Below are 11566 nucleotides of genomic sequence, written 5' to 3' on the forward strand. Positions count from 1 at the left end.
ATCCGCTGTCGCCATAAACTGTGCGCAGAGGAATGCTGATATTCGATTTTTAATTATAAGGATTACAGTTATATCAGCCTGTCTCAGGAATGTTTGTATGCCGCGCACAAGCCCAGTGGCTTTACTGCACCTGTGATGGCCAATGCGCGTATGGCTGGGTCTACGCCGTTATTAGACCTGTGTAACGGCATCTGAAGCTAAGAGATTAGATATGTACCTTCTTCAAAAATCCTTTAACAACGATTTATTTATGGTCCAAGAGGTTCAACCTGAAGATGTTGAAACGTGGCTGGAAAACCGCGTCTCACTATTCGCGTCGGAAACCCATGCTGCATACGCGCAGACATTACTTGGCACAATGCAGGCTCCAAGCTGGACCCCGGACTTTAGAAAGTATGGAACCATATTATCTCCGGACTTCCCTTATTTTTGCGCCAAAAATGTAAGGGAGTTCAATGATGCATGGTTGCGTATTATGGCAACAGAGGTTCGTCTCCGCATTATGCAGAAAATAAATTTCGTCGAGGAGATTCATTTCAGCATATCAGACATCATGAATCCGCCTCCAGCTCCATGGCTGTGCTTGGTTGATCGCAAGAGTCAGAAAGTACTGGTCGTTGATCGCACCGGGATGGCATTGGGGGGAAGTGAGAAAAACCTTGTTACGGCAGTCAAACACAAATTCCGTTTTACTCGAGACTTGCTGGCCTCCTCAGGAAAGCATCTTGAAATGATAGAAGTGCACCTGGGGTCAATCTCCTAATTAGGTGCAGGACGGGCTGGCTAGCATACCGCGGTCAGTCCATCTATTATGTAGGCGTTTTGATTGCTGGCCCGTGAGTCACCACTGGGCTGAGGACTGGATAACGGTTTCTTAAAGGACGCCTGAAAGCATGCAACAAGAAAACAAGCGTGACCATACCCCGCGCAACATTATGACCCTAGCCAAGAAGCTTGGAACGCTTGAACAGCGTAAAGAACTGCACACCTTACTGACTACATACATCGAAAATGAAGAGCTTGAGCTGCTGAGACTGGAAGAGGAGAAAAGGCTAAAGGCAGCCAAAATCACCGAACTGTTCGAAAAAATGGCAGATTCCGGGATTGATATTCAGGATCTAGTCGCGGCATCGCAAGGGCGACAAGGTACAAGCCCGCGCCGACCGTACAAGAGACGGCAGAAGAAGCAAGTACCAGAGCAACCGGCCCAAACTCCTCAGAACTCAACGACCGATACCTCCGGTAGCTGATGATTCACCCGGAGCGGCCACTGGCTCCTGATGTTATGGCCAAGTGGATAAACTGCCACTGTGCAGCTTATCCACTGGTATTTTTTGAACTAACCGGACGGCCACTTAGTTGCCAATTACCGGGCCCCTAGGTTAATCTGTCTGAGTCCTCGGTGCCTATTAGTGGACGAGCCGCCAGGCTCGGCACCAACTTCCAATCAGCCGGCCCTCTGCCGACTTCCTCACCTGTGATCTATCACCAAAGCCCTCGTTGGCTGATTCTGCATGTCCGCTCACCGGCAATTCACCGGCGCCAGCGCACATGCAGAAACAGCCCTGGCTGTCTCATGGTACTCGGTCTGCAATGTGCCACTCGCGATCAACCCCAACCCGCCAAACAAGGCAATCCCCATTAAGGAACTTGATATGTCCAATGTGAACTATCTCCCCCCCAAAGCACTGCGCCGCCTACTGTCAGATCAATGCCAGCAAAGCGGCATTGATGGTGTCGATGTGCTTCTGTATGCAGTGATCGGTGAGTGGCTTTGCCGCCGATACGGATCGACTGAAGATTGGAGCCTACCCGAAGAAGCCGTGACATGGCTTGCTGCAGAATCGGGCTTTAAAGAGGACCAGCGAGTGAAGGCAACTTACATTGCCAAGCTCATCTGTGACTACCATGCAGGCCGCAAGTCTGCGCATTGCCCAATTTTCACGATCACCTGTGATTGTGGGCGGCAGGTCAGCCGAAAAGGGCAGGACGCCCATCGCTACCCAATGTACCGTTGCATCTGCGGTCGCAGCTGTGGCTATCACAAAGGTGATGGATGGCCTTTGGGATTGATGGCCGACCGTGAAGCTCGCCGCTGGCGTGGCATATTGCATCAAGCTTATGACCAACTGTGTGAACAGTGGCGCATAGACAATAAACGCGGCTATGTGAAGCTTGCTGCGTTGTTGGGCGTTCCTCTGCACCAGTGCCATTTCAGTTTGGTGGTAGAGGTCAATCGAGCAAAGGAAATCCGCAACATCATGCAGGAGGAAATTGACCGCATCCAAAGCGAGGGCCAAGGTGTTGGTGGGGTATCTCAACAGCTGTCCCTGGTACCGTGATTCAATCAACCCGGGAGCAATACTCTCAAGATGAACCCCTGGCCAAGCTGGGGGTTTTTCGTTTACAGCCTATCGTCCGATAGACAGCCGGCCAGGTACACATCATCCCCCCTGAGCCCTACCTGTGATCTATCACTCAAGCCCTCGTTGGCTGATTCTGCATGTCCGTTTACCGGTATCTTTCCTACATCAGCGCACATGCAGAAACAGCCCTGGCTGTCTCTATGGCACTCGGTCCGCAATGTGCCACTCGCGACCAACAACAATCCGCCTCTAGGCAACTCTAAGGAACAACCAGATGCTCTTAACAAAAGCACATGTGCGGAAGTGCCCGCACTTTAATGACGATCTGCTTGGCCAAGAACCGAGCGCTTCGATGACCGAGTTTCTGGAGAAATTCAGTGAACATGAAGATCAAGAAATCTGCTTCGGTCGGCTCATGGAGGTCATGCAAGACTATTTGCTCTCGATCCGGGTGCAGATCGGTCAGCGCCTGATTGCAGCCAACGGTGGCTCTGGTCTCTCTCTGGAGTTAGGCGATGAGAAAGGGGCTCTAGCCGTAGTCTTCCCCGAGCCTTCTGCTCGGCGGGGGTATCGCGTGAGCTTCTACGATGTCAATGGTCCCTTCACGCATGAAGTGTTCAGCTCTGTTGATGAATGTGTGCTTCACGCCATCAAAAGAGGATATCGGACTCACGCTCCTGGGCGACTTGATCAACTAGCTGACCTTCCTTCGTGGGTCCGAGGTGTGAAATGGACTTCGCTGCTATTGCGATATCAAGGAAACCCGCACCAGTTTTTACTCGACAACCCTAACTATCTCGATAGTTGAATCAATCCCCCGAGCTTTGTACTCGGGTCATTAATGGCGCTTGGTCTGTAATGCGCCACCAGTGACCAACCCCAACCCGCCCAACTCGGGCAACAAATAAGGACAACACATGGACAACTTCGATCTCTTCGAACACATCGATTTTCTTGATGAGCAAGCTTGTGAAATCAGCATGGCGGAACGCTCCTTCGCGCAGCCTCAGGCTACAATTTACCGTGGCGACAAGTGGGATCAGCTTAGAGAGACTTTGCAGAACAATGACGATCTGATGGCAGCGATTAGTGATACGACCGGGCAGCCACTGTCCAGCATGATCACTGAAGCTGTACTTGCCATCAGAGCCACGTTACTCGATGGGTTTACCATTTCTCTTGCACTCAGCGGGGGGAAGGATTCGACGGGTACTCTTCATCTACTGTTGTTTGCGATGATAGGGTTGGTTCGTGAAGGTCGCGGCAACGAGATCTCTGCCTACCACTGGATCAGTCATACAGATACACAGGTCGAGAACCCTGAAGTGCGCAATCTCGCCGACCGGCAGCTTGCCGCGATACAAGCGCTGATCGACAAGGAGCGATTGCCACTGTCTATCGTAGTCGGCAAACCAAGTCTTGCATCGTCCTGGACAGGGCGTGTTTTGACTGGTCGAGGCCTCCCAACGTATGTCACTAGCTCTTCACCACAATGCAGCATCGACCTGAAGGTAACAACAGGTAACAGAGTAAAGGCTCAGATGATCAAGCTCATGCCAAAAGAGATGCGTGAGAAGGTTTGTCTAGTGCTGGGTTCTCGTGATGCAGAGGGTGTAACTCGAGCTGGCAATATCGCCAGGCGCGGGGGGCAGGCCACAGCTCCGGTCAAAACAAGTGCAGGGTGGGAGCTATACCCCATCCGGCACTGGTCGCAAGGGGATGTGTGGGAACTGCTAATGAGTTGCGGTAACGAAGCATCAGTGCATTTGCCATTACCAAGCTACCAAGCCAACAACAAGGAATTGGCTGAGCTGTATCGAGACGCAACAGGTGAATGTATCTGGAGCGCTAGCGAGAAGAAGGTCTCTGATGCCTGCGGCGCAAGAACTGGATGCTGGACTTGCCTGCGAGGTGGGACAGATAAAAGCATGGAGAACATGCTTTATCATGAGGTCAATGGGGTCAGAACCCTGGTTGACCGCTACGCCTACATGGTGAACCTTAACAACATCCAACGGCTTTTAGGTGTCAAGCAATGGTCCTGGGAAGATCGTCATCCTGTCGGAAGGACAATCTACGCAGGGGGATTCATTAAGGTACAGCCTGACGTGTTCTCACCTAGCTTCTTGGCTCGACTGCTGCGTTTATGCTGCTCCGCGGACTATGTGGAGCAGCAAAGGGCAGAGGATCTGGAGATGAAATTGCTCCTTGGTGAAGTCGAGGACAACGACTACAACCAGCGCATGTCGAAGCCCCAATTCCGCATTGTGTCACCTGAGCAGTTGTTACACGTGAGTTGGCTGTGGGATTTCCACTGCTTTCACTCAACGCCATTCCAAGCGATAGAGATTTATCGCAGTGTCTGGGAGGATGGAAACATCGAGCTGCTAACGGAGGATGAGTTAATAACTCCGGTACCGGCGACCAAGATTCCGCAAGAGTTTTGGCTTAAGATCCCCGGTCTTAAATGGGGGTCTGATGAGCTGACCGATGGGCTGTCCGATCCGATGTTGTCGGCCACCTACTTTGATGGCCAAAACGATCGGAGGGCCGCCACCGATATACGCACTCATGATGGACATCGCACTATCGGGCCGGTAGAGACAGCAAAGCAACTGACCATCGATGGTGATGTTGCTAGTTGGATCATCTGGGATGAGTATGACCGGATGAGAGAGTCTGCCCAGGCTGGTGACATGACGAACACAGCTGCAGTGCTATATCTGTTGCGCTTTGGTGTGGTGCAGATCACGCCAAGCAAGGTTGCAGATATGCATATGATGGCCCAGCGTGGTCAACGTATGCGGCAAATGGGGTTGTCTGGTGACCAGTCATTAATGGGCATCTACTGCCGAAGCGACCTGGAAATTCTGAGTACCCCTGAATATCGGCAAATCGTCCAGGCAGAATATCGCCGTCACGAACTCAAGCATTTGGCTCGGGCTAGACAAATGCGCCGGCTATGTTGGATCAGCTTCACGCTGGACTACCATCGTCAGAACAACACAGCCTTTTGGGCCGATGTTGAGCATGTCCTGTTTGCAGAGCAGGAGGCTGAGGCAATAGAGCAAGCCAAACGTATTGGGTTTGATCTGGAGTGCAGGCTTTCCTCGGTGATTGCTGTGAGGGTCGCTCGGTTAACAATCGGCGGGATCAATGCAGCATCGCTGCAACTGGAAAAACGATGGAAATGGCAGATTGCAACCAGCTTATCGCAACTCCGCGGCAAAGTCGGTACATTGGTGCGCATGCATCTTGATGCCGAGCTAGTCCGGTTGCAACGTCAGTTGGAGACAGGGGAGGGGGTTTCTCCCTCATCAGTTATCAGTGACGTAGCCTACCCTAACGCGACCTATTCCAGCTTTGTTCGGATGGTCAAAACAGGACGGAGATTAGTAACGGCTCATTTGCCAGATGTGGTTGTTAAGTTGCCAAAGAGGCCACTGAAGCGCTATGTCGAAGGTGATCAGCTTATGCTAGCCATGTAACCCACAACCTAAAGCCACCGAAGTTCGGTGGCTTTTTTTCCCACACATGCCAATGCCTGTGTCAGCCGTTCATCGAGAGGATCAGCAGAATTGCCGGCTCCATAGAGCACGACCTTATCGGCCAGTGGATGACTGCCAATTGGCCTGGACAGCTATTGAACACCTGGATAGACTACAATGGAAAAACGCTCTCGGTGCCTTATAAGAGCAGGCCATAAGGCTTGGCACCAACACTAACCCCCCAGCCCTGCGCCGGCACTCCCACCCGTGATCTATCACCCAAGCCCTCGTTGGCTGATTCTGCATGTCCGTTCACCGGTATTTCTCCGGCGTCAGCGCACATGCAGAAACAGCCCAAGGCTGTCTCTATGGCACTCGGTCCGCAATGTGCCACTCGCGACCAACACCAACCCGGGCTCCTGCCCACAAGCAATCTATGTCCGATCGAAATGTGACCGTCCTGGCGCTCGACATCGGCTGATTGATAGAGGACACACCCATGATCTACGTCGACCTAGTTCAGGGCACCCCTGAATGGCATGAATGGCGAGCTGGTGGCATAGGAGCATCTAGTGTTGCTTCTGTAATCCAGTGGCCATACGCGCATGAAAGTGCTCGTGCATTTTGGATGGTCAAAACTGGGCGCAAACCCGGCACAGACCTGAGCAAAAACTTCTTTGTGCGAAGAGGAAATGAACAAGAGCCGCTGGCCCGACAGGCGTTCGAGCGCTGGTTAGAGTCGCAAGGCATATTTGACCTAGTGATACCAACCTGTGTGCAGCACGAGACTTATTCCTTCATTCGCGTTTCGTTGGATGGGTTAATGTCCGATGGTTCTCCGGTTGAGCTCAAAGTGCCAGCATGGGAAACCTTCGAGTCAGTAATGCAAGAACGCCGGAACTCGGAGGCCTACCAACGCTACCTACCCCAGGTACAAGACCAGCTACTGGCGACAGGAGCTAAGATTGGCTATTTGGCCTTTTATCGCGCCTATGATCGCAAGCTCATAGTGTTTCGCATCACACGCGATGAGGAGCTAATCGAACTGCTGATCGAGCGGCAAAAATGGTGGTGGGATCTGTACGAACGGGATGAAGCCCCGCCGATTACAGAGCTCGACTACTTCGAGCCGAGCACCCAACAAGACCAAGAAGCATGGACCCAAATTGCTGCAGAGCTGCAGCAAGTCTGGCGTGACATGTCTCCAATCAAAGTGAGGATTGATGAGGCCAAGGCCCGGGAAGCAGAGCTGAAAAAAGCATTGCGATCCATGATGGGTAACCATGTAAAGGCCGAGTATGCTGGTGTGCGATTGCATTCCTCCCCGCGGCAAGGGGTTATCGATTATGTGAAATGGACAGAAGCTGTTCAAAAGCGTAACCCCAATATCACATTACCTAACCCAGAGCTGTATAGAAAACAATCAACTGAAACCATCAGAGTCAGCCAGATCGAGTACAACGGTCAGGGGGCCGCTGAAATGCTTGCTGTTGATTTTTGTTAAGTAACCCAGGCCACCCCGTAAGGGGTGGCCGTCTTTACACGAGGTCAGCCGAAGGCTATTCTGTCCATGCTCCCGGCGTCGATATCAGGGGGCGAGCCGAACGGCTTGACGCCAACACCAACATCCCGGCGCTCTGCCGACTTCCTCACCCGTGATCTATCACTCAAGCCCTCGTTGGCTGATTCTGCATGTCCGTTCACCGGTATCTCTCCGGCGTCAGCGAACATGCAGAAACAGCCCTGGCTGTCTCTATGGCACTCGGTCCGCAATGTGTCACTCGCGACCAACACCAACCCGGGCATTCAGCCCAACACAAACACAACCTGCTCAAGCAGGTATTCGGAGATTTTATGACTCAGCACAAATTCATTTCTGGCAGCGAATTTGACTTGGATGAAAGCATCAAGGTTCGTTGCCCCCATGGTGATGCTCATCTAATGAACCCCCGCGTGCCGGTAAGAAAACCACACGTTTTCACAACAACCTTCCTTGATGATGTGCGCAGGCTCATGGCCGATCCAGATGGAGACATCATCGTTTCCTATGGCGGGTATGGTGCCGGCAAGACAACCGGAGTCATCCAGTTCGCAGCTCGAACTCAGTGGCCTCTTTACCAAGTCGAAGGCACTCAGGAGACCAGCTTCCAGCTGGATTTGCTCGGGCGTGTTAACCCCGCTACGGGTGAGTTCGTTTCTGGTCCGTTGCGGGAAGCTCTGCTTAATGGTGGGATATTCTTGCTCAACGAAGCTGATGCTATGCAACCTGCGGAGCTGGTGGCTTTCTATGAGCTCATGACTCATGGCATTGAGCTGGCTGAAACTGGTGAATGGTTGGAACCGCACAAGCTGTTCCGTTGTGTGTTCACCTTCAACAACGGTGGTATCACTGGGCTATCTGGGTTCAGAGGCACGACTGGGTTGAGTGATGCGCTTATCGACCGATTCATCCCACTCGCCCCAAGCGAGTTGAGTGACGATGACATGAGTACGATTTGCAAGAACAAAATCGCAAACAAGGTTACTGATTGGGAAGCAGAGCTTGGACAAAAAGTTCCACCCTCGCACGTCAATGCAATTGAGGCTTTGCTACCAGATATGATCCGCGTTATGCGCGATATCAATACTGCTGTAGAAAAGTCTCAACAAAACGATCTCACGATGACGAACGGGGTAGCGATGGATAAACCGTTGTCCATTCGCAGCCTGCTTCGTTGGGTGAGAGAGATGGTTCGTACCAGTCCAACATCAGTCCGTAACAGGGTCAAAAAAACCTTCCACGAGGCGTATGCTCATCGCTTAGTTGGTGATGAGGCGACTTACGAAGCAGCTATGCACCTTTGCAAAGCTGTATTCGGCCAGGCTTGGGTTGAGGACTAAGTGCCATGTACTTTCGAGCAAAAATCACCGAACCAGAGCAAATCGTCGCCACGTGGCAAAACATCATGGCGGAACTGGCGGAGGAGGGGGTGTTTATCACACCAACAATGCCAGGTGAAGGGGTGCTTTACGGATGCAACTTGACGGGCAATATTCCCTTTCGGGGGGTAACTAAAAGGATAGATGCAGGGCAGGTCGTAATGTTGTTGCTGCTTACGCTGCACAACGCTTTTGACATGATCGATGACCATAGTCGAAATTTTATTGATCTGTGTCTACCCGAACAGCTTGAGCATTTGCAGTCTGTCGGCATATCTGATGCACCAGTTCAACAACTCCAGGAGGCGGTAAAGCAGATACTCAGCAAACATAAAGGTATGTTTGAGTTCGCATTTTACTAACCTTCTAACACCAACCAACCCGGCCTAGAGCCGGGTTTTTTTGAGGTGTTCGTATGAATACGCTGAAAGGATGCTTGCACAACATTCTTGGTACCACGCTCAGCAATGATGTAGATCTCGTGGTTGAGTATGTGATGAGCAAACAACAAGCTGGTGGGGCCAATGAATTTCTCATTGGCATCATCGGGGATACCGTCAACATCGTGCCACTGCGAATGGGGTACGAACTACCTGATATGCCTTGGGCAAAGAACTGCAGGCCCCTTTACGCTTTGTGTATCAAAGGGAAGGAAGCCGAGTACAGAATAGTGCAAGGACTGAAGGATAGCTTGTCGCGACTCCCTAAACTGCCATGTGCTAGTGCTGGTGCTCCGGCGATCATTAAGGCCGTTACCAAGGTCTTGGTTAATCGGACACTAGAGGCTCACGAGCCCCCCTGGCCAAAGAACGACCCGGACTTCTGGCCATGTTGGGCCCGTTACTGCCGGCAAGGAAATCACCCAACGTTGGGTGCCTGGCTGGATATGGCAATCGCAAGAATCAAAGAGAGTGAAATCAACGTTGCCTAAGGGCAGCGTTGATTTTTTTGTCTCCACCTGAGATAGTATGCTCATGTCCGAACGGCTAATCGGACTCCTTTCTGGGCCGTAGCTTCCAACCTCGCCTTTGTGACTCGTCGAGTCGTATTTGTCACGCAAAAATCCAGATCAGAGTGCTGCCGGATGTGTTTGGTGAACATTTCCGAGAGCGCTACTATTTGTGGCGTTTTGTGCTCAGCGATTCAAGGCACACCGCATCCGCGGATCGCAACCCCAACTCGGCCTAATCGGCCAACACCACCCTGACGGGAGTTTTCCCGCTATGGGAACTCCTTGTCCAGAGATAAGGAATTACCCATGTCATCCTTTACCGCAATGAATTTTGTCGAATTCTTCCAGCGCTATGTGCTGGTGGATTTCAAAGTCACCACCTGGTCTGCGACCCGGAACAACAAGCCCCTTGATTTGGGACTAGAAAATGAGGCGTTAGCCGCCGATGTGGTTCGCTTGGGGTCAAAATCGGTCTTCGATAAGAAAAAGATCGCATTCCAAGGCAGAGCTCGCCAAGAGGGTATCGCCCTGCTTAGCAAAGTCGGTTTCCAAGTCCTTGGGGCTTGGGCTGTACCTCGCCATTTATTGAGTGAGGTAACTGACGGCCTTGAGTTGATGAGAATCAGCTTCTACGCAAATCTTGATCAGCTCTTACTCAACTACGACGCTGAATGCGACTCTTGGATACAACAGGCAGCCGCAACGGTGTCTCTCCACGATTTCGCCTCTCGTATACGATCCTCGCTTTATGACGTGGATTACGTCCGGAAGCAGGTTTCATTTTCGTATCGCGTGAATGAGGATGTGGTTAACAACCCACTTGGTGATGCTGCAGTTGATACGATCTCTGAAATGGCTCGCAACTCTTTGCGAGACTTCCAGTATTCGATGTCCAACGGTAGTAAGTTCACTCGCAAGTCACTGAGGTATGTGACGAACATCAAAGAAAAGCTCATACAGATGGCTGTGCTGGATAGTTTTATCCAACCGGCTATTGACAGCATTGATGCGTTCGAAAGTTCTCTCCCCAAGAGACGGGCAGCTCAATTGGATGCTACTGAGCTGAGTAAAATGATGGGCTTGCTCACGTTGTTGAGCGATCCGATCTACTTGTCGTCCCTAAGGACTGCCAAGTTCGAGATCGAAGAGGAAGAAGACCCAACAGTTGCTCCGAGTTCTGTTACCACTTCCAAGGACAACTTCCTCACCGGGATGTTGGCCGCCATATCGACCACCACCAATAATCCCTCCACCGAAGTGGCCGGGTTTTACTAATCCGCCTTACCAAGGCAACCCCAACCAACCCCAGGCTCGCCCTGGGGTTTTATTATTTGGAGACACATAATGCAGTCTACTCAAAGCAAAATGCTGACCATTCAAATACGGTTAGCCATGATGGCCAACGACTTCGGTTTGAGGACGACCTGGGGAAATTATCCTACTGCAGGTACAACTCAAGGTGTGGTGTTAATGCCGTTCTTCGATGCGAGACTACCTTGCTCACTACATTGGATGTGAGTTGCTTAACTACAAGCCTCTCACCCCAGTTTGGGAGCAAACGAGAGAGCTGGCACGCCAACGCTTCCCGGATGCTTTATTGACTAGGCTTGAAATCATCTCAGAAATGGGAGTGATAACCGCTGACTTCAATGATTGCTGGGACAGCGCTGATTTGGTTCTAGATGCGATCAGAGATTCCTTGGAAGATCTGAAGGCTCAACAATCGGATCATGAACCTGCCGCTGATGCTGCCAGTCAATCTGACGCTGATGCTGATGGCCAACCTGGTGCTGATGCTGCCGGTCAATCTGACGCTGATGCTGATGGCCAACCTGGTGCTG

The 11566-nt window shown here is 51.6% G+C and carries 10 protein-coding genes; all 10 read left to right on the forward strand.

The genetic code is table 11. From position 1 onward, the window contains the following. The first annotated feature begins 211 nt into the window (after window positions 1-211). The 10 genes from ACF2JD_RS21675 (at window position 212) to ACF2JD_RS21720 (ending at window position 11000) form a co-directional block, all read left to right on the forward strand. On the forward strand, window positions 212-763 hold the full coding sequence (locus ACF2JD_RS21675; protein ID WP_103828341.1) for a hypothetical protein: 552 nt from the start codon (window positions 212-214) through the stop codon (window positions 761-763). A gap of 130 nt (window positions 764-893) precedes the next feature. Further along, complete coding sequence (locus ACF2JD_RS21680; RefSeq protein ID WP_103828340.1) at window positions 894-1250, forward strand: hypothetical protein; 357 nt, start codon at window positions 894-896, stop codon at window positions 1248-1250. Window positions 1251-1655: 405 nt separating this feature from the next. Beyond that, window positions 1656-2342, forward strand: a complete 687-nt coding sequence (locus ACF2JD_RS21685; protein WP_158656475.1) for a zinc-finger-containing protein — start codon at window positions 1656-1658, stop codon at window positions 2340-2342. Between the two features lie 298 nt (window positions 2343-2640). Next, window positions 2641-3174 (forward strand): hypothetical protein, encoded by a 534-nt coding sequence (locus ACF2JD_RS21690; RefSeq protein ID WP_103828338.1) that lies wholly within the window; start codon window positions 2641-2643, stop codon window positions 3172-3174. 109 nt (window positions 3175-3283) lie between these two features. Further along, entirely contained in the window at window positions 3284-5854 is a 2571-nt protein-coding gene (locus ACF2JD_RS21695) for an adenine nucleotide alpha hydrolase family protein (RefSeq protein WP_103828337.1), read from the forward strand. 499 nt (window positions 5855-6353) lie between these two features. Next, window positions 6354-7358, forward strand: a complete 1005-nt coding sequence (locus ACF2JD_RS21700) for a lambda-exonuclease family protein (protein WP_103828336.1) — start codon at window positions 6354-6356, stop codon at window positions 7356-7358. 350 nt (window positions 7359-7708) lie between these two features. Next, window positions 7709-8734, forward strand: a complete 1026-nt coding sequence (locus tag ACF2JD_RS21705; protein WP_158656476.1) for an AAA family ATPase — start codon at window positions 7709-7711, stop codon at window positions 8732-8734. A 5-nt stretch (window positions 8735-8739) separates the two neighbouring features. Next, window positions 8740-9135 (forward strand): hypothetical protein, encoded by a 396-nt coding sequence (locus ACF2JD_RS21710; RefSeq protein WP_103828334.1) that lies wholly within the window; start codon window positions 8740-8742, stop codon window positions 9133-9135. 53 nt (window positions 9136-9188) lie between these two features. Further along, entirely contained in the window at window positions 9189-9704 is a 516-nt protein-coding gene (locus tag ACF2JD_RS21715) for a hypothetical protein (RefSeq protein ID WP_128343582.1), read from the forward strand. Between the two features lie 327 nt (window positions 9705-10031). Continuing rightward, complete coding sequence (locus ACF2JD_RS21720) at window positions 10032-11000, forward strand: DUF3150 domain-containing protein (RefSeq protein ID WP_103828332.1); 969 nt, start codon at window positions 10032-10034, stop codon at window positions 10998-11000. Window positions 11001-11566 lie beyond the last annotated feature (566 nt).

The organism is Aeromonas ichthyocola (genome assembly GCF_046087985.1).
In the GTDB taxonomy this organism is placed as follows: domain Bacteria; phylum Pseudomonadota; class Gammaproteobacteria; order Enterobacterales; family Aeromonadaceae; genus Aeromonas; species Aeromonas rivipollensis.

Excerpts from the sequence above, each read along its gene's own strand:
- ACF2JD_RS21700 (WP_103828336.1), top strand. The coding sequence starts at position 6,354 with ATGATCTACGTCGACCTAGTTCAGGGCACCCCTGAATGGCATGAATGG.
- ACF2JD_RS21710 (WP_103828334.1), top strand. The coding sequence starts at position 8,740 with ATGTACTTTCGAGCAAAAATCACCGAACCAGAGCAAATCGTCGCCACG.
- ACF2JD_RS21690 (WP_103828338.1), top strand. The coding sequence starts at position 2,641 with ATGCTCTTAACAAAAGCACATGTGCGGAAGTGCCCGCACTTTAATGAC.
- ACF2JD_RS21715 (WP_128343582.1), top strand. The coding sequence starts at position 9,189 with ATGAATACGCTGAAAGGATGCTTGCACAACATTCTTGGTACCACGCTC.
- ACF2JD_RS21685 (WP_158656475.1), top strand. The coding sequence starts at position 1,656 with ATGTCCAATGTGAACTATCTCCCCCCCAAAGCACTGCGCCGCCTACTG.
- ACF2JD_RS21705 (WP_158656476.1), top strand. The coding sequence starts at position 7,709 with ATGACTCAGCACAAATTCATTTCTGGCAGCGAATTTGACTTGGATGAA.
- ACF2JD_RS21720 (WP_103828332.1), top strand. The coding sequence starts at position 10,032 with ATGTCATCCTTTACCGCAATGAATTTTGTCGAATTCTTCCAGCGCTAT.
- ACF2JD_RS21680 (WP_103828340.1), top strand. The coding sequence starts at position 894 with ATGCAACAAGAAAACAAGCGTGACCATACCCCGCGCAACATTATGACC.
- ACF2JD_RS21695 (WP_103828337.1), top strand. The coding sequence starts at position 3,284 with ATGGACAACTTCGATCTCTTCGAACACATCGATTTTCTTGATGAGCAA.
- ACF2JD_RS21675 (WP_103828341.1), top strand. The coding sequence starts at position 212 with ATGTACCTTCTTCAAAAATCCTTTAACAACGATTTATTTATGGTCCAA.